This is a genomic window from Pseudomonas sp. Sample_24 (assembly GCF_004307605.1).
Taxonomy (GTDB): domain Bacteria; phylum Pseudomonadota; class Gammaproteobacteria; order Pseudomonadales; family Pseudomonadaceae; genus Aquipseudomonas.
Map to the genome: position 1 here is coordinate 75124 of NZ_RCNW01000388.1, position 21584 is coordinate 96707.

Here is a 21584-nt window from a genome sequence, read left to right on the forward strand (position 1 = left end):
TTTGGCCGCTCTTATCCGGCCCGTACCGTCCTGATGCTCCTGAGTTTGCTGCTGGCAGGGGTGGTCGAAAGCGTCAGCCTGAGCACAATGCTGCCACTGATATCGGCGGTGCTTGAAGACCAGCCGCATTCAAAGCTGGCGGTTCAGGTCTTCGCCGTCATGGACACGCTCGGCCTTGAGCCCTCGATCCCCAACATGCTGGTGATTATTGTCGTGGGCATGACGCTGAGTAACCTGCTGATATTGCTGGGCAATCGGCAGGTTGGCTACACGGTGGCACATGTGGCGACCGACCTGCGCATCGACCTGATCAAAGCCTCTCTGGGCAGTCGCTGGGAATATTATCTGCGCCAGCCTGCCGGGGCACTGGCCAACGCCGTGGCAACGGAAGCCTACCGCGCTTCCACCGCTTATGAGCATGCGGCCAATATGCTGGCGCTGGGCATCCAGGCAGCGGCCTATGCAATCATTGCGCTTTTCGTCTCCTGGCAGGCAGCGTTCCTCTCATTGCTGATCGGTTTTGTCCTGCTGGTGGCCGTGCGGGGACTGGTCAAGACGTCACGTCGCGTGGGCAAAAGCCAGACCCGCTTGATGCGTGAGCTGCTGGTCTACCTGACGGATACGCTGGCTTCGGTTAAACCGCTCAAGGCCATGGCCCGGGATGACATTGCCGATTCCTTGCTGCGCGGTCACGCCGGCGAGCTCAACACCGCATTGGAGCGCGAAGTGATGAGCCGCGAAACATTGCGGGCCTTGCAGGAACCCATGCTGGCAATCCTTGCCGCCGCGGGACTCTACGCCGGGCTTGTGATCGGCGGACTGCCGCTGTCTTCGGTGATGGTGCTCATATTCGTGGTGGTGCGCATGCTGGGATTGCTGCACAAAGCGCAACAGCGCTATCACCGGATGGCCGCGCAAGAAAGCGCCTATTGGGCCATCAACGAAGCAATCGACAATGCCGTGGCCGATGCCGAGCCGGTTGGAGGGAACTGCGTTCCTGCCTTGAAGCGCCATATCGTTTTTGAAAACATCAGCTTTGGCTACGGCGGACGGCAAGTGCTCGACGGCGTGTCGATGAGTTTTCCGGTCGGTTCATTCACCACCATGATCGGTCCTTCCGGTGCAGGGAAAACCACCGTGCTCGACCTGATCTGTTCGCTGCTCGCGCCTCAATCCGGACGCATCAGGGTAGACGACTGTGACTTGCACGACCTGGACCGCAGGGCCTGGCGGCGGATGATCGGCTACGTTACACAGGAAACCTTGCTGCTGCACGACAGCATTCTGGCAAACGTCACCTTGGGGGACAGGTCGTTGAATGCCGACGATGCAGAGCGTGCGCTACGTCAGGCCGGCGCGTGGCAGTTTGTGCAGGAATGTCCAGGCGGGCTGCAATCGATCGTCGGCGAGCGAGGTGCCAAACTGTCCGGCGGCCAGAGGCAGCGTATCGTCATCGCACGTGCCTTGGCCCATCGCCCCAAGCTTCTGATCCTGGATGAAGCAACCAGCGCGCTCGATCCGGAATCGGAGACCGAAATATGCCAGGTACTGAAAAGCCTGACCCCCGGCATAACCGTCATCGCGGTGTCCCATCGGCCCGCCATGATCCGCATTGCAGACCAGATTCTTGAAGTGCGCGAGGGCAGGGTGTTGCCAGTACCCAATGCCGCCGATCGTGATGGAACAATCACGCAAGAAGCGAAAGCCTGAGGTGCCGTCATGCCACTACGATGCCGGGACTCCAGGCACATCCATATTGATTTTGCGCCAGGCGGCTTCGGAAAAACTGTAAACCGAAAAGGCGATCAAGCCCAAAGCCATCACCATCAGAATCACGCTTCCCGCTGGCAGATTCTGCAGAGCATCAAGCGCTTCCTTCATGCCCGGGGGATCCTTGACTTGATAACGTGAGCCGCCGATTACCAGCAACACCGCTATCTCGATAAACACGACGCCTCGGGCTATGAGTCCGAACCGAGATACGGGACGTATGTAGCGCATCACCTCTTCGTCGGCCTCGAAGTACTTCTCGAATGTTGCCTTCCACCCCTTGATGAGGTGAGCAATGCCTACACCCAGTGGGATCAGCGCCACCAGGTAGATCAACACGTTTGAGTGATCCCACGACAAAAGATGCGCCAGCAGATCCCGGGTATTCCCGCCGCCTGAATTGCTTGAGCTTCTGATACCACTGATGAGCAGGCCCAAGGCAAAAAACGCCAGTGCACCATTGATCAAACCACCCGCGAATAACCCTGCACGAATGACCAGACCCTTGAGCGACGTACCGTGATGATCGACGTCGCGAATGGCCTGCAACACTCGCCAGCCTGCGAATGCGAGTAAACCAGCCACCACCAGCCCGACCAGGACGTAACCAAAAGGCTGGCTTAGCAAAGCCTCCAGGCTTTTGTGGCTGTCCTTGGGTTTTGTCGAGTCTTGTGCCGCCAGCAGAGCGAAGATACCGATGATCAGGTACAGAACACCTCGAGCGGCATATCCGCCCCGAGCGAGCACGACAAGGGTGTGTTGCGCGGACATTGGCTTCATTCCCGAGGAGTTATAAAGATGCAGACCTGTCGCTCGGGAAGGGGTTCGATAAAGGGCGAATATTCGGTGAGGAGGGGCGCCCAATCGTGGGGTGGGCGCCAACCGGCTTTACCGAATCAGTGGCACGCCACTGAGCGTTTGCAATGCCTCAAAACTGATATCGGCAAAAATTTCTCTGACCTGCAAGCCTTTTGGAGTGACGTCCAGGATAGCCAGGTCGGTATAAATCCGGGTCACGCAACCAATGCCGGTCAGCGGGTAGGTACATTGCGGCACTAATTTGCTTTCGCCCGTCTTGGTCAGGTGATCCATCATTACGAACACTTGGCGCGCGCCGGTTGCGAGATCCATCGCGCCACCCACAGCCGGAATGGAACCTTCGGCTCCGGTGTGCCAGTTGGCCAGGTCGCCGTTGACCGAGACCTGGAAAGCGCCCAGCACGGCAATGTCGATGTGCCCGCCACGCATCATCGAGAACGAATCGGCGTGGTGAAAAAAGGCTCCGCCTCGCAGCAGTGTCACATGCTGTTTGCCCGCGTTGATCAGGTCATCGTCTTCCTCACCCGGCGCAGGGCTCGGGCCCATGCCCAGCACACCGTTTTCACTGTGCAGGAACACTTCTTTGTCACCCAGGTAATTGGCCACCAGCGTAGGCACGCCAATACCCAGGTTTACGTAAGAGCCCTCGAGAATGTCGTCGGCCACACGTTGCGCCATTTCGCTACGCGATAGTTTATTCATGACAGTCATGGCGAACCTCAGTTGACGTTGGCTTTCGTGAAAGGGGAGCGGGGCACTGCGACCACGCGCTGAACGAAGATTCCCGGCGTAATGATGTGTTCGGGGTCCAGTTCTCCCAACTCCACGATCCGATTGACCTGGGCGATTGTCGTTTTCGCGGCCATCGCCATGATCGGTCCAAAGTTACGCGCGGCTTTACGGTAAGTGAGATTGCCCCAGCGATCGCCATTTTCGGCCTTGATCAGTGCGACATCGGCATGCAACGGCATTTCCAGCACGTAGTTGCGACCGTCGATCACACGGGTTTCCTTGCCTTCGGCCAGCAAAGTGCCGTAGCCGGTCGGTGAATAGAAAGCACCGATACCAGAGCCTGCCGCGCGAATACGTTCGGCCAGGTTGCCTTGTGGCACCACTTCGAGCTGAACCTTTCCTGCCAGGTAGAGCTCGTCGAAGACATAGGAATCGGATTGGCGTGGAAACGAGCAGATGACCTTGGCAACACGCCCGGCCTTGAGCAATGCGGCCAGACCGATTTCACCATTGCCGGCATTGTTGCTGATGATGGTCAGCTCGCGAGCGCCCGAAGCAATGACGCCGTCGACCAACTCCGACGGCATCCCGGCAGTGCCGAATCCACCCACCATGAGGACCGAACCATCGGCAATGCCGTCTAGTGCAGCCGCGACTGATTCAAATGTTTTATTGATCAAGGAATACTCCTGTTTTTATGTTGGCTGAACAGAATGATCCGACGGCAAGCCGCGTGAATCACGGTGATTGCCAAGGTGTGTATAGCGTGCCAAGAAATGAGTTGAGGCGGGGGGCTCGGCAGGCGATGTCGTGCGATTAACGAACAGAACCATGGCGGGCAGCGCGATGAATTGCGTTGGGGTATCGAACAATGAGAACTTATGATTGCTTCGAAAAAGCATTTATTTTTATTCGCACGCATAGCCTGAGGACTCACAGGCTAAGTTCGAAGGCAATCGGGGTCTAATATCATTTGAGTGCTGTACGATACCGTTGAGGTATGGTCGGCAAAAAGGTCTCGTCGCTCAAGACGGCTAGGTTTCCTAACATTGAGGATATCAAGGTCATCGGTATTGACCTTATCAAGCGTTGAAACCTTTGGCAGGTCTGAGTGAATCTGTTCGCGCTAAAAGCGATAGAGGCGTGCGTTCCCAGTCCACCGAAAACGCACTTCACAAAGCAGAGTACAAGTGCCTATTGTCCAGGTTTTGCCGGCGGCTGCCCTTGCATGTAGTTCTGATGCTTCATCATGTTATCCATCATCATCTGTTGCATCCCCGTATACCTGTCCATCATGTATTGGCGTTGACTCTGTTGCTCAGGGGTCATGTTCGCGTAGTCATGCCACCCCATCTTGTGGCTACCACCCATCATGTGTCCTCTGCCCATCATTCCCGGCCCCCACATACCGTTCATCATGCTCATTGCATTCTGCATCGCACTCCAATGCTCTTGAAGAAGCTTCTGCCTTTGCTGGGGATCCTGGGTTTGCTGAATTTTCTCCATCTGTGCCTGCATTTTCTTGAAGGTATCTTGCGCCTGAACCATCTGTTTATCGAACTCGGCAACATTTGGAGCTTGTTGTTGCGTCTGCGTCACTTGAGCTTGCTCTGCTGCAAATGTCCCTGTGGGGGCTAACGATGCAGTAAACAAGAGCATGGCCAGTCTGCTGTATTTCATGTCTAGCTGCCTTTTTTAGTGGGGGGAGCTGAGCCAGGGTTTTGAATGAACATTGCTGTTTGCGTCAGATCACTTTGCCAACATCAAAAACCACAGCCCGACCACCTAGTAATTAGCAGCACTGTCACAACGCACCTTGATATATATCAGATGCCGTATTGATACACCGGGATCCTCATTTGCGTGGGGAACGAAACATTGCCAACGAGACCATGCAGCCATCGATGAAGAAATCAACGGTGTCCACTGTTCCCAAAGAGATATTCCAAGGCCAGTTGCAGCACGCATCAAACGGTGGGGTGGGCGAAAAGGCGAGGGCCTATGGTTCGAGTGTCCGTTTTTATGGCGATTTCCCTTTCATTGGTTTCGTCGGGCCTGCAGCACAGTAAACAAGCACATGCCGGTCAGCATGGCCAACATGAACACGATCCCTTGCCAGCGTCCTGTCAGCAGAATTGCCACTGCGGGGCCGGGGCAAATGCCTGCTAATCCCCAGCCGACTCCAAACACCAGACTCCCGCCGATCAAACGGGTATCCAACTCCCGTTTGACCGGTAGCTGCATTGGCCTTCCCAGCAGCGAACGGGATTGTTGGCGTGCCCAGGCTAGCGGCCCCACGGCGATGCCAATGGCCCCGATCATGACCAAAGCCAAGGAGGGGTCCCATGCACCGGCTACATCCAGGAAGGCCAGTACTTTCACCGGATTGGTCATGCCAGCCAGGAGCAGGCCGATGCCGAACAGCAAGCCTGCAATGAATGCACTCAGTTTGATCACGTTCACCCCCCGAGCAGATGACGCACGATAAACACCGTGGCGAAACCACTGAACATGAAGCACGCGGTAGCGACCATTGATCGTGGCGAGAGACGCGATAGGCCGCAAACGCCATGTCCACTGGTGCAACCCGAGCCGTATCGTGTACCGATGCCCACCATCAAGCCGGCCAAGGAAAGTCCAAACCAGCCGCTCTTGAACTCAATCGGCGGCAGCGAGGAAAACAAACGCCATACAAGCGGGGCAATGGCCAGGCCCAGGAGAAAAAGTGCTTTCTCACTCACACCCTCACTCCCACGCTGCAAAAGACTGCCAATCAGACCACTGATACCGGCGATACGCCCGTTGAAGATAACGAAGAGACTGGCAGCCAGACCAATCAATGCGCCTCCTGCAAGAGACGACCAAGGAGTGAAGTTCAGCCAGTCGACGTTCATGAAGCCTCTCCGGAGCAAAGAGCGATTGATCAGAGGTGACACATCTGCGCCAAGTGATCGGTTGATCCGTTAGCCACGGCGGAAGTCTTCCAACAAGCCTGCAGCGGTTAGGGGCGGCAGGTTTGATCTTTGTCAAAAATAGTCGATCGAACGAAGCCTGACATGCAGTTGTGTGGACATCGCCCGATAACGAAATTATTGACCATGATCAATCTTTTGCCGGTCTCTACGGTGCAGTCTTGAGGATGTGCAGCGCACGGCTTTTTCACTGAAGGAGCAATAGCCGTCAAGGAGGTCGCGATAAAGCCGGAAGGCTTTGCGTGCTGTTTCTCAAAGCAATACGGAGGTCTTTATGATCATTGATATCACGGAGCAACCGGCAAGCCATTGCTGGGTCGTGTGCATGGATGCCTTGCAAGTGAACTTCAACAGTCTGTGCCAAGCACAGGCATTTGTGGGTCTACTCAAGGCACGTATCGAGGCCCCGCATATCTGGCCCAGTGTCGCTGACCTGGCAAAAGAACCCATTCGGATGCCTGAGCGGCAAATGGCTCGCGCCCATAACAAAGATATCAATGAGCAGGCATGGGGATTTCCTGACGGACATCGCGTGCGTAACTGACAAATATCAAATGACCGGAACAGGCATTGATCAATCTGTGACTCTGGTTCTGGATTGTAATGGCCGCGTGCCGAGGTGCCCCATGCCGCAGACTCAACGTTTACTCTTGATCGCCCTTCCAGCCATGACTCGTACCCCGTCCTTCGACAGGGCTGCAGCGTTGGCGCTGGCGATGCAATTACCCTTGCACATCGTGGCGTTCGACTATTCACAGGCCCTGTCGGTGGCAGGGCTGTTCGCCCCTGAGCAATTCGATTTGGCTCGAGACGGCTATCTGCACACCCATCGCCAATGGCTCACCGACCAGGCCGCATTGATGAGAAAACATGGGGTGCAGGTCACTACCGAGGTGATGTGGGTGCAAGATCCCTACGAGGAGATCCTGACCTTTATCAACGAGATGCCGCTGAAACTCATCATCAAGGATGCTCAGGAAGAATCGGCGTTCAAGCGCGTATTTTTTACCCCGCTGGATTGGCAGTTGCTGCGTGACTGTCCTGTACCGGTGCATCTGGTGACCACGCCGCTCAATGCTCGACCGCATAAGGTACTGGCCATCATTGATGTGTTTCGCGATGAGGATCAGGGCCATGTGCTTAACGACCAGATTATCGACGCAGCCTCGAAACTGGCGGCGATCTGCGATGCCAGCCTTGACCTGCTGCACGTTTATGACTGGACGTCCGCATACGTTCACGACATGGGTTTTGGCGCGTTGCCTTTGGCAACCGGGATATACGAAATGTTGGGCGCGGCCCAACTTGAAGCCTTTGCAGCCATCGCTGAGCGCCACGGCGTGCCACCGCAGCGCAGGCACTTCATCGAAGGTGCTCCGGTGCCGAGCATCTGTGAATTTGTTGGCGAGAACCATACCGATGTCATCGTCATGGGTACGGTGCAGCACAAGGGCTTGAGCAAACTGCTGGGCACCACGGCCGAGCAACTTCTGCACCGGGCGCCTTGCAGTTTGCTCGCGATCAAACCACAAAAAATGCTGCAATCCTGACGCAGAACGGAGGTGTGTGATGGGAAATTACCAACGTTTTCTATTGATCGCCGATCAATCTTTGCATGAGTCACCTGCACAACAGCGCGCGGTTGCATTGGCCATGGAAGCAGGGGCTGTACTGGATGTACGAGTCTTTGTCGAACCTGCGCCGGTGATTCATTATTTTGAAGAACAGGTCGACGATGCACAGCAACAGCGTTATGTGCGTCGCTACCGTCGCTGGGAAGCCGAAGAACTGGACCGGCTCAGCGACCTGGGTTTACAGGCAACGGTTAAAGCCGTCTTCACTACCCATCCGTTGCTGGATATTTTGAAGACGGTCGAGAATCTCAAACCCGACCTGTTGATCAAGGATGTCACCCTTGAGCCAGCGCTCAAGCGGGTATTCATTACGCCACTTGATTGTCACTTGTTGCGTGAATGCCCGATCCCCGTGCATCTGGTCAACCAGGTTCGCTATAGCTTGCCGCACAGGGTTGTTGCGGCAGTGGACCCATTCGATCCTTCGACACAAATAAGCGGATTGAACGATACGATCATTCAGACTGCGAACGCCTTGGCCCTGCAATGCGATGCGCGGTTACACCTGCTGTACGCCTATGATTTGTCGCCCGTTTTCAATAGCGACGCACCACTGGCCGGGGGAGGGTGGGGCGTGGACCTGATCGAGGAACTGCGTCAATCCTTGCACCAGGCGTTTATCGCACTGGCGCAGCGCTATAGCGTACCGCCAGAGCGTCGGCATTTCGTCATGGGGTTGCCGGTGCCGGTTATCAGTGAGTTTGTCGAGCAATACCTGGCTGATGTCGTGGTAATGGGCACGGTGCACCGTACGGGTTTTGACCGGCTGATTGGCAGCAACACAGAGCGCGCGCTGTACTCCGTGCCTGGCAGCATTCTGGCGGTCAGGGCCAAACGCTGACGTATCCATAAGCGGTTTGCGTCAAATATTTCCGTCACCCGGAGATTTATCATGAGCCTGTATCAACGCTTGTTGCTGATCATCAATCCGGTACTGCGTCATTCCCCAGCCGTGAGTCATGCAGCATCCCTGGCCAAGGCCTGCGGGGCGAGTTTGCATATCACCGCGCTGATCCCTTCGTTCAAATGGTTGTCGCTGCTTGAGGAGGGCGATCGAACATTGGCTCGCGAACGATACCTGCAGGACCATCGCGACTGGCTTGAGTCTCAGGCTGAGAGTGTGCGAGGCCGGGGAATTGAGGTGACCACGCAAGTGGCATGGGCTGAGGATCTGAAGCAAGACATTATCGATCACGTGACGGATATGCAGCCCGACTTGTTGATCAAGGAAATTGACCATGCGTCAAGGCTCAAGCGGGCCTTTTTCACGCCTTTGGACTGGCATTTGTTGCGACACTGCTCGGCACCGGTTTATCTGATGGGTAACACCGGCTTGAACCTGCCCAGCAGAATTGTCGCGGCTGTCGAAGTATCGGATGTCGAGTCAGCCGGCGACGAACTGAATCAACAAATCATCAAGCAAGCTTGCAATCTCGCCATGCAGTGCAATGCCGAATTGCATTTGCTGTACGCCTGCGATATTTCGGCCGATTTTCTGGCGGACATGGACGGTCTCACGCTCGCTGACCTGACCAAAGCGCTTCGACGAGACCTGGAAAAGTCTTTCCTTCGCCTGGCAGATCAGTTCGGCGTGCCTGCGGATCGTCGGCATTTCATAGACGGTCATCCGGTCAAGGTTTTGTGTGAGTTCGCTGATGAACACAACGTGGATGTGATCGTAATGGGCAGGGTCCAGTCCAAGGGATTAAACAAGCTCCTGGGCAGCACGACCGAGCATATTCTGTATCAAGCGCCATGCTGCGTGTTGGCGGTTTAGAGCGAGCTTGTAGAGCGCCGATGCGAACGAGTGGCAACTATTTGCGTTTCCAGTATTTCTGCATTTCCAGAAACAGGAAGGAGGCTGTCCAGGTAATGAGTACCAGCCCGGTCAGCGCTTGCAGCCCGGTCAAATACTTGATGTCGCCCACGGGTGAAATATCGCCGAAGCCGATCGTCGTGTACGTGGTGAAGGAAAAGTAGACGCAATCCATCAGTGAACCGTCGAAGCTGCCCGTCAGAGTGCCCCATTTACCAGCGTGCACCATGAGGTAGTAAACCAATGCAAAGCACCAAACCTCTGTCGCGTGGGCAACCAGGGCGCCGAATACGCCAACGACAATCCTGAAGCGGCTCCACAACTTGAGCCGGGGCAGCCAATCGTTCAGTCGTAGCAGGCATTCGTAGTGGATCACGACAACGATGATGACCACCAGCATATTGATCAGGGTGACCGCCAACATGGCAAAGCTCCAGGGAGAAGGGGCGGATAGTCGGGGGCACGCTGCATGGCATATGCGCGCTGTGTAGCGATTCCAGTGATTCCTTTCACCTAGCCGCCGCACCGGGTCCAGTGGTCAATGTATTTCTACAGCAGAAAACCGAAAAAAGGTTGAGCTGAATCAACCATGGATGGACTAGCGAGGGCGAATCGGTGCATTTCTCCGGCTGCTGATTCGTTGATAAAAGTCATGTCCCCCTCGGCGTAACGCCAAATAATCGAATGGCAACCATGACCCAGGGCGAGGTATGTGATGCTCAAGCTCAAACGCATTCTATTGATAGCTCCCAGCGAAATGAGCCATACCCCGGCGTTCGAGCGTGCACATGCGTTGGCATGTGCAACCGGTGCGTTGTTGCACATTGTAGCGTTCGATTATGTCCAGGCATTGGCCGTAGCCGGTTTGCTGGACCACGATGCGATGGCCCAGGCACGAGAAGGCTATTTACAGGTGCACCGTCATTGGCTGGAACAGCAAGCCCGTTTTTACAGGTGCGGCGGCCTTCAGGTGAGTACCGAGGCGGTTTGGGCCCGGTCGAGTCTGACCAACCTGCTGGAGTACATAAGTGACTTCCATCCGGACCTGGTAATCAAGGACGCCCATCACGTGCCAGCACTCGACCGCGTCTTTCACCGGCCTCTTGATTGGCGGCTGTTGCGCGAATGTCCTACCCACTTGCATTTAGTGACCAGTGCCAGAAACCCCAAACCGTTGAAAATCCTGGCCTCGATCGATTTGTCCCATCTCGAGGAGCTGACTCAGGGCTTGAATGACCGAATTGTCGATCTGGCCTCAACTCTGGCGGCCAGTTGTGGCGCCGAACTGCACTTGCTTAACGTCAGTCGCTGGTCAGAGATCAGCGATGCACCGAGGAGTGTGCCGACCGTCAGCCTTGATGACAGTTTGCGGGACGCCATTGAGGATGCCCAGCAAGAGGCTTTCGACGTGCTTGCCGAACGCTATTGCATCAAGGATGCACATCGACATTTGTTGTCGGGTACGCCCCACAAGGTCATCGGGTTGTTTGCTCACCAGCATGACTTCGACATGCTGGTACTGGGCACGGTCTATCACCCAGGGCCCGACCGGTTTATCGGCGACACCGTTGAACGCCTGTTAAACCGGGCACCGTGCAGTCTGGTGATCGTCAAACCGGTCACTCCATACGGTTGAACGAGACCCCCATCGAGCCCGCAGTTGATAAAAATCAACTGACCCTGGGCCAAAAGGAGCGATCAATAGCGCTCCTCTGAATGTTCAAGGGCAACGGCCATGCGAATCACATTTCTAGGTGCCGCGGGTACGGTCACGGGTAGCAAGTATCTGCTGGAACATGGCAACCAACATGTGCTGGTCGATTGCGGTCTGTTCCAGGGCTACAAGCAATTGCGACTGCACAATCGCGACCCGTTCCAGCTTCCGGTCAGCGACCTCGATGCCATTGTGCTGACCCATGCCCATCTTGATCACAGCGGCTATCTGCCCGTGCTGGTGCGCAATGGATATCGCGGCCCGGTATACGCCACGCCCGCCACCTGTGAATTGGTGAAAATCCTGCTGTTGGACAGTGGTCGCTTGCAGGAAGAAGAAGCGGAGTTTGCCAACCGGCATGGCTTCTCGAAGCACAGCCCGGCGCTGCCGCTTTACACCGAGCAAGATGCTGAGCGAGCCCTGAAACTGTTGCGGCCCGTGGAATTGCACCACAGCGTTAAAATCCTCCCGGACATGACCCTCCTGTTTCGTGGCGCCGGGCATATTTTGGGAGCCGCCACAGTAGAAGTTAAAGCCGGCGGCCGGGCCCTGGTGTTTTCAGGAGATTTGGGACGTCCGGACGATCCATTGATGTTTGCTCCCGAAAAGGTCGAGGAGGCGGATTATCTGCTGGTGGAGTCTACCTACGGTGACCGTCAACATCCGGTCGAGGCGCCACAGGCGCAATTGGCCGACATCATCACCCGCACGGCACTGCGCCGAGGGATAACCCTTGTGCCATCCTTCGCGGTCGGGCGCGCTCAACTGCTGATGTATCACCTGTATCAGTTGAAGCGCAAAAGGGCGATTCCCGATATTCCAATCTACCTCAACAGTCCGATGGCCACCGACGTCACATTGTTGTACCAGCGCTTCCGGAACGAGCACAGATTATCCCTGGAAGACTGCGAGGGCATGTGCCATGTGGCGCAATTCGTCCACACGGTCGATGAGTCGAGAGCGCTTGATCAGCAACGCACCCCGGCGGTGATTATTGCGGCCAGTGGCATGGCGACAGGAGGGCGGGTGGTCCATCACCTCAAGGCACTGGCTCCCAATCCGAATAACACACTGTTAATGCCTGGCTTCCAGGCCGGTGGCACCCGTGGTGCGCAAATTGTTGCCGGCGTCTCTTCGGTGCGTATCCACGGCAAGGACGTGCCGATCCGCGCCGAAGTGGTACCGATGCAAACACTGTCCGCACACGCCGACGCTGATGAAATCATGCAGTGGCTGCGTGGGTTCAAACGACCGCCAAAACATACCTTTGTCGTCCATGGGGAACCTAACGCGTCGGATGTGCTGCGCCGGCGCATCAGTCTGGAGTTGGGGTGGTCGGTGTCGGTGCCGGAGTATCGCGACAACGTGGAACTCTCAAGCGATGACTTCGTTGCAAGTTGATCAAGTGAATCCCAAAAGCCACCGCCGTTTGCAGCAGGATCGCCAGCAAGTCAAGAAGCTGGGACTCAGCTTGGCGGAGGTTGATTCAGATCAAACGGTATTTTTCAGTGAGCGCCATTGTTTTGATAAAGATGGTGAGAGATTCAGTCATGTCAAACCACAAGCTTTTCAGCCGGTGTCAGGCAATTCAGGACTGGAGCAAGGCAACGGCACACAAATACCTGCACCGGACGGGCACCCTTTCGTGGAAACGCGAGGCAACCCTCTTGCTGTCGGTCTCGATGGCGTTGATGGCGGGCTACTCAACAGTGTTTAACTTCGCTTCTCACGCGATGCGGGATCTGGTCGACACTTGCACCTTGCGATTAGAGATCGAGTTTGCAAATGCTGAAATAGAGTCCCTTCCAGAAGCCCTGCCTCGGTCATTGTGCGAGTGCGTGGCACATTCGCTCCTCGACAAAAACGGCATGGTGCGCCTGGCCATGCTCAACAAGCACCTGCTTGATCCGATGGCCCTGGAACCGGTGACGGGAAAGGACGAGGAGGCCTGCATCAACGCCCTGTGGCTGCCTGATATCGAACTGGCAAAGGGAGAGGCGATTTGAGCCAGCGAGCCATGCTGGCTGACACCGGGACGCAAGATGTACGAGGTGAAGTGATCTTTCGCCTTGGCTTGCCTGAGAAGGAGCATCCCAGCGTACAGCGCTTGTCATGGGACGGGGCGGCGCTCGGTGTAAAGCAATGAATGAGCGGCGAGTCACGGCACCAGCACGATCGCACCGTTGAATTGACCACTGCGCAATAGCGCCAGTGCCTGATTCGCATCCTCAAGGGAAAACCGGGTGGTGTCGCAGTGCACGTGGGTGTGTTGAAGTTCTTTGAAGAACGCTGTGCCATCGTCGCGGGTCAGATTAGCCACCGATCGTACACTGCGCTCGCCCCATAGCAGCCGATAAGGAAAGGCCGGGATGTCACTCATGTGGATGCCGGCGCAAATCACGCAGCCGCCCTTGACGGTGACGGCGAGCGCCAGCGGCACCAGCGCACCGGCCGGAGCAAAAATCAGGCTGGCATCGAGCAGGTGAGGGGGAGGCTGGTCCGACGAACCGGACCATTTCGCGCCCAGGGACAGGGCATACGCCTGTCCTTGCGTGTCATCCGGACGAGTGAAGGCGTACACCTCCTGACCGCGTCCCCGTGCGACTTGAATGGCCAGATGCGCTGCAGCGCCAAAGCCATAGAACCCGAGATGGCGCGCGCCTTGTGCCATTTGCAAAGCGCGAAAGCCAATTAGCCCGGCACACAGCAGCGGTGCCGCTTCAATATTGGAAAGGGCCTCAGGGATAGAAAAACAGAAGCGTTGATCGGCCACGACGTATTCGGCGTATCCACCGTCCAGATGGCATCCGGTGAACCGGGCCTGATCGCAAAGGTTTTCCCGCCCGGCCTGACAGAACGAGCACTCCCCACACGTCCAGCCAAGCCACGGAACGCCTACCCGTTGGCCGATGCGCTCGGGGTCTGCATGGCTGCCCACAGCGACAACTTCACCGACGATTTCATGCCCCGGCACCCGGGGCAGCACCGCTTGTGGCAATTCTCCGTCCACCAGGTGCAAATCCGTGCGGCAGACACCGCAGGCCAGGACTTTGATCAACAGTTGGTTGGCACTGGGTGCCGGGATGGGGCGGTCTTGCAATTGCAACGGCTGACCGCACGAGTGTAAAACCATGGCGCGCATAGGATGACCGGGATCAACAGGCAGGAGGGCGATGGCAGCCGGCAATCAACTGCTTGAGGCCTTCTGGATTAAGGATTTTGACCTCACGGCCTGAAATTTCTACGAGTGCCTGATCCCGCAAATGTGCGATGCCTCGGCAAATGGTTTCCAAGCGCAGCCCCAGGTAGGAGCCGATTTCCTCGCGGCGCATTTTCAACACGAACTCCGTCGATGAATAGCCACGGGTTTTCAAACGTTGCGACAGGTTCAGCAGGAAGGCTGCCAGACGCTCGTCCGAGCTCATGTTGCCCAGCATCATCAGCATGTCGTGATCACGCACGATTTCCCGACTGAGGATTTTGTTGAAGCTGTGCTGCAGCGAAGGCAGCTCATGGGCAAGTTCTTCCAGGTGAGCAAAGTGGATAGGGCAGACCTCGCTGTCTTCAAGGGCAACGGCATTGCACGCATGCAGGTCCGTGCTGATAGCGTCCAGACCGAGCATTTCGCCGGGGATCTGGAACCCGGTGACTTGTTCGCGGCCATCGACCGACAAAAAGCTGGTCTTGAACGAGCCGATGCGTACCGCATAAAGCGAGCGCAACGGATCGCCTGCCCGGTAAAGCGCCGCGCCCTTTTTCACTTTGAAGCGTTGCACGATCAATGTGTCCAGACGCTCGACTTCCTGGCTGGTCATCCCGATGGGCAGGCACAACTCCATCACACTGCAGGTCGAGCACGCAGTTTTCAGGAAATGCACTTGCAAAGCGCGAATGTCTGGCATTGAGAGGTGACGTCAGTAGGAGTGACTCCCTAAGGATAGGCGTCGAGGAAATTTAGACTCACCGGATTTGCGGATCAACCGGTGTAATCGACGAATGGACCTGCCTTTGCACCCTTTACCCGGGTACCGACGTGGGAAATTGATGTAAATCAAGTCTTAAGCTTCCCAGACTCTCAGACTCGTTCAAAGCCTACCTGGAGCCTGGTCCTTCGGCGGAGAAGTTCATGAGCGATTTCCTGAATGCTGAGCAACTGGAGGGACTGGATGCTTATTGGCGGGCATCCAATTATCTGGCCGTCGGTCAGATTTACCTCAGAGGCAACCCGCTACTCAAACAACCCCTGACCCTGGCGCACATCAAGCCGCGTCTGCTGGGTCATTGGGGGACGACGCCCGGGCTCAACCTGATCTATACCCACCTGAATCATCTGATCAACCGGTACGAGCTGAACATGCTGTTCATTGCCGGTCCCGGTCACGGTGGACCGGCGGTCGTCGCCCAGACTTACCTCGAGGGCACCTACACCGAGTTTTGCCCCGCTGTGGAATGTAATGAAAGCGGCTTGCTGCGCCTGTTTCGCCAGTTTTCGTGGCCTTACGGCATCTCCAGCCATGTCTCGGCACAGATACCGGGATCCATCCACGAAGGTGGCGAACTGGGCTATAGCCTGGCACACGCCTACGGCGCGGCGTTTGACAATCCGGATCTGATTGTCGCTTGTGTCATCGGTGACGGCGAAGCTGAAACAGGGACACTGGCGGCCAGTTGGCACTCCAACAAGTTTCTCAATCCGGCGCGCGATGGCGCGGTATTGCCCATCCTGCACCTCAATGGCTACAAAATCGCCAATCCCACCGTACTGTCCAGAATCAGTGAGGATGAGCTTTCGGCCCTGTTGTATGGCTATGGCTACGATCCGTACTTCGTGGAAGGTGATGAACCCATGCAGGTGCATCAGGCGCTGGCGCAAACACTGGACACGATGATTCTGAAAATTCGTGACATTCAGCTTGAGGCGCGTCGGCCGGGCCGATCCACACCGCCGCAACGGCCACTGTGGCCAATGCTGGTCTTGCGTACACCCAAAGGCTGGACCGGTCCGAAATTCGTCGATGGTCAGCGCGTCGAAGGTACGTGCCGCGCACATCAAGTGCCATTGGCCGACTTTAAGCAGCCGTTACATCTGCGCCAACTGGAGGAATGGCTCAACAGCTACCGGCCGGATGAGCTGTTTGATGAAAACGGTGCGTTGTTGCCTGAGATTACGGCACTGGCACCGACCGGACACCGGCGAATGAGCGCCAACCCCCATGCCAATGGCGGTGTGTTGCTGCGCCCCCTGGATGTGCCGCGATTCAGCGATTATGCCGTGAAGTTTGAAACACCTGGCAGCCTGCGCGTGGAGGCGACACGGGTGATGGGTACGTTTTTGCGCGATGTGATGAAAAACAACCTGACCGCCGGCAATTTTCGCCTGTTCGGCCCGGATGAAACCGCCTCGAACCGGCTCGATGCGGTGTATGAGGTCAGCGCCAAGGCGTGGATGGAGCCACTGGAACCGGACGACCTCAATATGGCCGCCGATGGTCGCGTGATGGAGATTCTCAGTGAGCAGGTCTGCGAGGGCTGGCTCGAGGGTTATCTGCTGACCGGACGTCATGGTCTGTTGTCCTGTTACGAAGCCTTTATCCATATCGTCGATTCGATGGTCAACCAGCATGCCAAATGGCTGAAGACCGCCGCCGACGTGCCATGGCGTCAACCCATTGCTTCGCTTAATTTTTTGCTGACATCCCACGTCTGGCGTCAGGACCACAACGGCTTTTCACATCAAGACCCGGGATTCATTGACCTGGTAGCCAATAAAAAGTCGGACATAGCGCGGATTTATTTGCCCCCCGATGCCAATTGCCTGCTGTCAGTGACGGACCACTGCCTCAGAAGCCGCGATTACATCAACGTCATTGTCGCCGGCAAACAGCTGGAATGGCAGTGGCTGGAAATCGATGCAGCCACTGCGCATTGCCAGAAGGGTATCGGTCGGTGGGACTGGGCGTGCCGCAATGATGAGGATCCCGACGTGGTGATGGCCTGCGCCGGTGATGTGCCGACCCTGGAAACGCTAGCCGCTGTCACCTTGTTGCGCGAGTACGTGCCGGATTTGCGGGTGAGGGTGGTCAACGTTGTGGATCTGATGGTGCTGCAGCCGTCGTACCAGCATCCCCATGGCCTGCCGGACAGCGAGTTCGATGAATTATTTACGCGGGACAAACCGGTGATTTTTGCTTTCCACGGCTACCCGGCGTTGATTCACCGTTTGATCTACAAACGCACGAACCATGAGAATTTCCATGTGCGAGGCTTCAAGGAGGAGGGCGCCACGACCACCCCCTTCGACATGGCGGTGATCAACAATCTGGACCGTTATCAGCTGGCACTGGACGTCATTGAGCGTGTGCCTCGTCTGCAGGATCACATGCTGCTCGCCAGGGCGCGATATTGGTCGACGATGGAGCGGCACAAGCTTTATCTGATCGAGCATGGGCAGGACATGCCCGAGGTCTTGAACTGGCAATGGACGCAAGTGGAATGTTGACCGTCGTCAGTGACGCCGCTGCGTATTGAAATCGAGAGTGTCTACACACGTCGTCAGGACCGGGGCACGATTCACCGTGGCGGCTTTGAACGGCAGGATCGGTGGAAACTCTTCAGCCGTGAGCGTTTCTTTCTCCAGTAGCAGAAGTGCACCAGCGTCCAGATCTGCCCGACGACCTTCGAGCAAGGCCGTTGCCCGATGGTAGCCTTCGTCGAGCAGGGCACGAATCTCCAGGTCGACCTCCCTGGCTGTTTGTTCCGAATAATCTTTATCCATGGCGCTCGGCATGTGTTCGCCAAGAAAGGACGCGCTTTGCCGCTCCAGCACCGACTGGCCGAGCGTGGCACTCATGCCAAACCGGGTTATCAGCTGTCGGGCGATATCAGTGGCCCGCGCCAAGTCATCAGCCGCCCCGGTGGATATCTGACCAAACACGAGGTGTTCGGCGGCGCGTCCTGCCATGAGAACGACAATCCTGTCCTTGAGCATTTGGCAACTGATGAGGAAGCGGTCTTCGGTCGGTCGCTGCAGCGTATAGCCCAGTGAACCCACAGCGCGGGGCACGATTGAGACCTTATGGACCGGGTCCATGGCTGGCAGGCCGCTCGCCGCCAGGGCGTGCCCCATCTCATGAAACGCCACCACTCGACGTTCATCGGGGCGCAGCACGCTGCTTTTGCGTTCAACCCCGGCAACGATACGCTCTACGGCAGCCGTGAAGTCGTCCAGGTTGACCGCATCAGCACCGCGACGTGTCGCCACGATGGCGGCTTCATTGACCAGGTTGGCCAGATCGGCGCCGGTAAAACCCGTGGTGATGTCAGCAATGCGGTCGTTGTCGAGGTCCGGCGAGACCGTTATTTTTTGCAGATGGACCTTGAGTATTGCCTGACGACCTTTTCGGTCCGGGCGGTCGATCAGCACCTGGCGGTCGATTCGTCCAGCACGCAGCAGTGCCGGGTCCAGAATCTCCGGTCGATTGGTCGCGGCCAGCAATACAACGCCCTCACGAGGGTCGAATCCATCGAGTTCGGACAGTAACTGATTGAGCGTTTGTTCTTTTTCGTCATTGCCACCAAAGGCACCGACGCCCCTCATCTTTCCCAGCGCATCCAGTTCATCGATGAAGATGATGCAGGGGGCGGCCTGACGTGCCTGTTCGAACAGATCGTGGACTCGAGCGGCCCCCACCCCAACGAACATTTCGACAAACTCAGATCCCGAGATCGAAAAAAACGGTACGCCGGCTTCACCGGCAATAGCTTTAGCCACCAAGGTTTTTCCGGTTCCGGGCGGCCCAACCAGCAGTGTGCCTTTAGGGATGTGCGCTCCCAGGCGCGCATATTTTGTCTTGTCTTTGAGGAACGAGACGATTTCCACCAACTCAGCCTTGGCTTCATCGATACCCGCCACATCGGCAAACGTGATGCCGGTATCGCGCTGGACGAATACCTTGGCCCTGGACTTTCCGATGCTCATCAGGCCACCGAAGCCTTGTTTTTCTGCCAGACCGCGGAACAGGAAATGCCAGATCACCATGATCAAAACGAAAGGCAGCAGCCATCCGAGTAATCCGATCAGGTGCGTATTTTCCTGTACGCCGGTAAACCCGACCCCCGAATGGGCGAGATCCGCCGCGAGTGCCGGATCTACTCGGACGGTTGAGAATTGAGTATGCCCATCAATGGGTACCTGCAGTTTGCCGCTGATCCTTTGCTGTTCCACTCGCAAATCGCTGATCTTTTGCTCGTTCAGCAGTTGCAAAAAGTCGCTGTATGGGATGGGCTGAACGACATGGCGTTCAACAAAAAGAAACTGCAGCAGACCAAACACGATGAAGGCGATCGCAAAGTAAGACAGGTTCCATTGTTGATTTTTCTTCATGGCCTTGGCTCGCGGAAAAGGCAGTGTGGAAGGGCACCCAGTGTCAGAAAAGCCCGGAGGAAACTGGATCTCTCCGGGCCATTGGTTCAAGCGATAAGCAAATGATCTTCCACCTTGTTTACGCCGGGTACCGACCAGGCGGCACGCTCCGCGATTTGACGCTCACGCCACAGATGCACCTTGCCTTCGAGTTTGACTACATTGCCTTCAACCTTGATATGAATCCCCTTGGCGTCAACTTCGGCATTGCGCTTGAGCGCTTCTTCGATGCGTTTTTGAATATCGCCCACGTCAACCCGGGGACGAAGCGTGAGACGGTTGTCCACGCCCACCACACCGGACAGTTTGCGCACGGCCCGCTCCACGATTTCCTTCTGGTACTGCCAGTCGACCTGACCTTCCAGGCTGACCCAGCCGTTTTCCACAATGACCTTGACGGCGCCCACGGGAAGATCGGAACTCCAGTCGATGATGTTCAGCGCACGATTGGCGATGGTGTCGTCCGCCGTGCCGGCTCCCTTGTCCAGTCGTACCTGAATTTCTTCGGCCAGTGCACGCACGCCTGTAACCGCCTTGACTGCTCGCTCGGCGCTGACTTTCTGAGCGTAGTTGGTGACGTGGCCGGTCAGGGTGACCACACCTTTGTCTACGGCAACGCCAATGTGGGCGGCATCAATGTCGGGCTGGAATTCGAGCTCTTCCAGAATGGTTTTTCGCAGGCTCAAGTCGTTCATGACGATGTCCTCGGTTGAAGGGCGGTATTTGCCCATTTCCCTTTTTTACGCCTGGGCACCGTCGGGGTATTGAGTTAAATCAATAAGGTGCCAACGTACGTGCCAGTCGGAAGAAGTAAGACGTTTCGCGGGTTTTGAGTCCATGCGCCTCTGCAAATCTTATCCCCGCCTATCGTATGTCCTGCGCCGACGTAACTGCTTGAATAGAGTTTGACGTGCAAGTGTTTACGAGTAGCGACAGCGTCTGATTCAGCGGTATCGAACAGCCTTGATACCGATGATATTAACAATATAAATCCCCCGGTCAGTGTACCTGCCGGGGGCGAGTTGTCTGGTTCAACCGGCTTTGATCGGCACGACTTTGTCCGCTTTCATGGCTTCCGGCTTTTTCGGCAGCGAGAGGCTCAGCACGCCTTTGCTGAAGCTCGCCTCGATCTTATCGGCATCGACGCCTTTGGGAAGGTTGAAAACCCGCTCGAAGGAACCATAGTGACGCTCGCTGAGGTAGTAGCCTTTACGTTTTTCTTCCTTGTCTTCTTTCTTTTCCCCTTTGATGATCAGGCTGCCATTGGACAGTTTGACCTCAATATTTTTCTCATCCATGCCGGGCAGTTCGGCCGTGATTTCGAAACTCTTGTCTTTTTCGGTGATGTCCACGGCAGGCAGACTGTGACCGATGTGTTCTCGCCGCCAGAGCGGATCGACATCAAACAAGCCACGGCCAAAGGGTGACAGGCTTGAATGGTGATTGAAGTCTTCGAACAGGTGATCGACCTGTTGCCGGAGTTGTTCCAGAGGGCGCCAAAGATCAGTGACCACTGAATGCTCACTGGCTTTATCGTCGTGAGTCACGGGCATTTTTTTCGCGGAATTGCTCATGTTTACATTCCTCTTAGATGAAGGTGGCTGCCGACATCACATCTGTCGATCCACTTTGAAAGAACAGAGCGAAGGCCCAAGGGCTGCACCTTGTAATTGCGTGGTCATGGCACTCTGCGCCTGACGCGAGG

General features: G+C 56.3%; 22 protein-coding genes. 10 read left to right on the top strand and 12 right to left on the bottom strand.

Going from position 1 to position 21584, the window contains the following annotated elements; genetic code table 11:
• Nucleotides 1–33: 33 nt before the first annotated feature.
• On the top strand, nt 34–1710 hold the full coding sequence (locus D8V06_RS22035; protein WP_277751310.1) for an ABC transporter ATP-binding protein: 1677 nt from the start codon (nt 34–36) through the stop codon (nt 1708–1710).
• 15 nt (nt 1711–1725) lie between these two features.
• Here the strand turns inward: D8V06_RS22035 and D8V06_RS22040 are convergent, their stop codons facing one another.
• The 6 genes from D8V06_RS22040 to D8V06_RS22065 form a co-directional block, all read right to left on the bottom strand.
• On the bottom strand, nt 1726–2541 hold the full coding sequence (locus D8V06_RS22040; protein WP_130931784.1) for a DUF1206 domain-containing protein: 816 nt from the start codon (nt 2539–2541) through the stop codon (nt 1726–1728).
• 117 nt (nt 2542–2658) lie between these two features.
• A complete protein-coding gene (locus D8V06_RS22045; RefSeq protein WP_056855349.1) occupies nt 2659–3300 on the bottom strand; it encodes a 3-oxoacid CoA-transferase subunit B in 642 nt (213 codons plus the stop codon).
• A gap of 8 nt (nt 3301–3308) precedes the next feature.
• Nucleotides 3309–4001 (bottom strand): 3-oxoacid CoA-transferase subunit A, encoded by a 693-nt coding sequence (locus tag D8V06_RS22050; RefSeq protein WP_056855348.1) that lies wholly within the window; start codon nt 3999–4001, stop codon nt 3309–3311.
• A 514-nt stretch (nt 4002–4515) separates the two neighbouring features.
• Complete coding sequence (locus D8V06_RS22055) at nt 4516–5001, bottom strand: hypothetical protein (RefSeq protein ID WP_056855347.1); 486 nt, start codon at nt 4999–5001, stop codon at nt 4516–4518.
• Between the two features lie 357 nt (nt 5002–5358).
• Nucleotides 5359–5778 carry a DUF6691 family protein gene (locus D8V06_RS22060; protein ID WP_056855589.1) on the bottom strand — a complete coding sequence of 140 codons (420 nt, stop codon included), beginning with the start codon at nt 5776–5778 and terminating at the stop codon, nt 5359–5361.
• Nucleotides 5779–5780: 2 nt separating this feature from the next.
• Nucleotides 5781–6215 carry a YeeE/YedE family protein gene (locus D8V06_RS22065; protein WP_056855346.1) on the bottom strand — a complete coding sequence of 145 codons (435 nt, stop codon included), beginning with the start codon at nt 6213–6215 and terminating at the stop codon, nt 5781–5783.
• A 352-nt stretch (nt 6216–6567) separates the two neighbouring features.
• On the opposite strand from D8V06_RS22065, the gene D8V06_RS22070 reads away from it, so the two are divergent.
• The 4 genes from D8V06_RS22070 to D8V06_RS22085 all read left to right on the top strand — a co-directional run bounded on the left by D8V06_RS22070 (nt 6568) and on the right by D8V06_RS22085 (nt 9704).
• On the top strand, nt 6568–6837 hold the full coding sequence (locus tag D8V06_RS22070; RefSeq protein ID WP_130904846.1) for a hypothetical protein: 270 nt from the start codon (nt 6568–6570) through the stop codon (nt 6835–6837).
• Nucleotides 6838–6919: 82 nt separating this feature from the next.
• Nucleotides 6920–7843 carry a universal stress protein gene (locus tag D8V06_RS22075; protein WP_130931785.1) on the top strand — a complete coding sequence of 308 codons (924 nt, stop codon included), beginning with the start codon at nt 6920–6922 and terminating at the stop codon, nt 7841–7843.
• 19 nt (nt 7844–7862) lie between these two features.
• The gene (locus tag D8V06_RS22080; protein ID WP_130931786.1) at nt 7863–8768 is read left to right on the top strand and encodes a universal stress protein; all 906 of its coding nucleotides are present in this window, start codon (nt 7863–7865) and stop codon (nt 8766–8768) included.
• A gap of 51 nt (nt 8769–8819) precedes the next feature.
• On the top strand, nt 8820–9704 hold the full coding sequence (locus D8V06_RS22085) for a universal stress protein (protein ID WP_130931787.1): 885 nt from the start codon (nt 8820–8822) through the stop codon (nt 9702–9704).
• A 37-nt stretch (nt 9705–9741) separates the two neighbouring features.
• Here D8V06_RS22085 and D8V06_RS22090 read toward each other — a convergent pair whose 3' ends face one another.
• Nucleotides 9742–10167 (bottom strand): potassium channel family protein, encoded by a 426-nt coding sequence (locus tag D8V06_RS22090; protein ID WP_056855342.1) that lies wholly within the window; start codon nt 10165–10167, stop codon nt 9742–9744.
• Between the two features lie 291 nt (nt 10168–10458).
• Between D8V06_RS22090 and D8V06_RS22095 the strand changes: the two genes are divergently transcribed.
• From D8V06_RS22095 to D8V06_RS22110, 4 genes are all read left to right on the top strand, one after another.
• Nucleotides 10459–11379 (top strand): universal stress protein, encoded by a 921-nt coding sequence (locus tag D8V06_RS22095; RefSeq protein WP_130931788.1) that lies wholly within the window; start codon nt 10459–10461, stop codon nt 11377–11379.
• Nucleotides 11380–11478: 99 nt separating this feature from the next.
• Nucleotides 11479–12858, top strand: a complete 1380-nt coding sequence (locus tag D8V06_RS22100) for an MBL fold metallo-hydrolase (protein ID WP_130931789.1) — start codon at nt 11479–11481, stop codon at nt 12856–12858.
• Nucleotides 12839–13174, top strand: coding sequence for a hypothetical protein (locus tag D8V06_RS22105; RefSeq protein WP_130907571.1), 336 nt, complete (start codon nt 12839–12841; stop codon nt 13172–13174). Before D8V06_RS22100 ends, D8V06_RS22105 begins: the two co-directional genes overlap by 20 nt.
• The gene (locus D8V06_RS22110; RefSeq protein WP_130931790.1) at nt 13125–13463 is read left to right on the top strand and encodes a hypothetical protein; all 339 of its coding nucleotides are present in this window, start codon (nt 13125–13127) and stop codon (nt 13461–13463) included. The genes D8V06_RS22105 and D8V06_RS22110 overlap by 50 nt, the downstream gene beginning before the upstream one ends.
• 152 nt (nt 13464–13615) lie before the next feature.
• Here D8V06_RS22110 and D8V06_RS22115 read toward each other — a convergent pair whose 3' ends face one another.
• On the bottom strand, nt 13616–14599 hold the full coding sequence (locus tag D8V06_RS22115; protein WP_130931791.1) for a zinc-dependent alcohol dehydrogenase family protein: 984 nt from the start codon (nt 14597–14599) through the stop codon (nt 13616–13618).
• Nucleotides 14600–14612: 13 nt separating this feature from the next.
• Nucleotides 14613–15359 (bottom strand): helix-turn-helix domain-containing protein, encoded by a 747-nt coding sequence (locus D8V06_RS22120; RefSeq protein ID WP_056855338.1) that lies wholly within the window; start codon nt 15357–15359, stop codon nt 14613–14615.
• A 224-nt stretch (nt 15360–15583) separates the two neighbouring features.
• Between D8V06_RS22120 and D8V06_RS22125 the strand changes: the two genes are divergently transcribed.
• The gene (locus tag D8V06_RS22125; RefSeq protein WP_130931792.1) at nt 15584–17956 is read left to right on the top strand and encodes a phosphoketolase family protein; all 2373 of its coding nucleotides are present in this window, start codon (nt 15584–15586) and stop codon (nt 17954–17956) included.
• Between the two features lie 6 nt (nt 17957–17962).
• Here the strand turns inward: D8V06_RS22125 and ftsH are convergent, their stop codons facing one another.
• The 3 genes from ftsH to D8V06_RS22140 form a co-directional block, all read right to left on the bottom strand.
• Complete coding sequence (gene ftsH / locus D8V06_RS22130) at nt 17963–19840, bottom strand: ATP-dependent zinc metalloprotease FtsH (RefSeq protein ID WP_130931793.1); 1878 nt, start codon at nt 19838–19840, stop codon at nt 17963–17965.
• 86 nt (nt 19841–19926) lie between these two features.
• Nucleotides 19927–20574: a BON domain-containing protein gene (locus tag D8V06_RS22135; protein WP_056855587.1), complete on the bottom strand. Its 648-nt coding sequence runs from the start codon at nt 20572–20574 to the stop codon at nt 19927–19929.
• Nucleotides 20575–20910: 336 nt separating this feature from the next.
• The gene (locus D8V06_RS22140; RefSeq protein ID WP_130931794.1) at nt 20911–21453 is read right to left on the bottom strand and encodes an Hsp20/alpha crystallin family protein; all 543 of its coding nucleotides are present in this window, start codon (nt 21451–21453) and stop codon (nt 20911–20913) included.
• Between the last annotated feature and the right edge of the window lie 131 nt (nt 21454–21584).

Coding starts and splice junctions, on each gene's coding strand:
- D8V06_RS22045 (WP_056855349.1), bottom strand. CDS start 3,300: ATGACTGTCATGAATAAACTATCGCGTAGCGAAATGGCGCAACGTGTG.
- D8V06_RS22140 (WP_130931794.1), bottom strand. CDS start 21,453: ATGAGCAATTCCGCGAAAAAAATGCCCGTGACTCACGACGATAAAGCC.
- D8V06_RS22065 (WP_056855346.1), bottom strand. CDS start 6,215: ATGAACGTCGACTGGCTGAACTTCACTCCTTGGTCGTCTCTTGCAGGA.
- D8V06_RS22085 (WP_130931787.1), top strand. CDS start 8,820: ATGAGCCTGTATCAACGCTTGTTGCTGATCATCAATCCGGTACTGCGT.
- D8V06_RS22090 (WP_056855342.1), bottom strand. CDS start 10,167: ATGTTGGCGGTCACCCTGATCAATATGCTGGTGGTCATCATCGTTGTC.
- D8V06_RS22055 (WP_056855347.1), bottom strand. CDS start 5,001: ATGAAATACAGCAGACTGGCCATGCTCTTGTTTACTGCATCGTTAGCC.
- D8V06_RS22125 (WP_130931792.1), top strand. CDS start 15,584: ATGAGCGATTTCCTGAATGCTGAGCAACTGGAGGGACTGGATGCTTAT.
- D8V06_RS22135 (WP_056855587.1), bottom strand. CDS start 20,574: ATGAACGACTTGAGCCTGCGAAAAACCATTCTGGAAGAGCTCGAATTC.
- D8V06_RS22070 (WP_130904846.1), top strand. CDS start 6,568: ATGATCATTGATATCACGGAGCAACCGGCAAGCCATTGCTGGGTCGTG.
- D8V06_RS22100 (WP_130931789.1), top strand. CDS start 11,479: ATGCGAATCACATTTCTAGGTGCCGCGGGTACGGTCACGGGTAGCAAG.
- D8V06_RS22035 (WP_277751310.1), top strand. CDS start 34: ATGCTCCTGAGTTTGCTGCTGGCAGGGGTGGTCGAAAGCGTCAGCCTG.
- D8V06_RS22120 (WP_056855338.1), bottom strand. CDS start 15,359: ATGCCAGACATTCGCGCTTTGCAAGTGCATTTCCTGAAAACTGCGTGC.
- ftsH (WP_130931793.1), bottom strand. CDS start 19,840: ATGAAGAAAAATCAACAATGGAACCTGTCTTACTTTGCGATCGCCTTC.
- D8V06_RS22080 (WP_130931786.1), top strand. CDS start 7,863: ATGGGAAATTACCAACGTTTTCTATTGATCGCCGATCAATCTTTGCAT.
- D8V06_RS22040 (WP_130931784.1), bottom strand. CDS start 2,541: ATGTCCGCGCAACACACCCTTGTCGTGCTCGCTCGGGGCGGATATGCC.
- D8V06_RS22075 (WP_130931785.1), top strand. CDS start 6,920: ATGCCGCAGACTCAACGTTTACTCTTGATCGCCCTTCCAGCCATGACT.
- D8V06_RS22115 (WP_130931791.1), bottom strand. CDS start 14,599: ATGCGCGCCATGGTTTTACACTCGTGCGGTCAGCCGTTGCAATTGCAA.
- D8V06_RS22105 (WP_130907571.1), top strand. CDS start 12,839: ATGACTTCGTTGCAAGTTGATCAAGTGAATCCCAAAAGCCACCGCCGT.
- D8V06_RS22095 (WP_130931788.1), top strand. CDS start 10,459: ATGCTCAAGCTCAAACGCATTCTATTGATAGCTCCCAGCGAAATGAGC.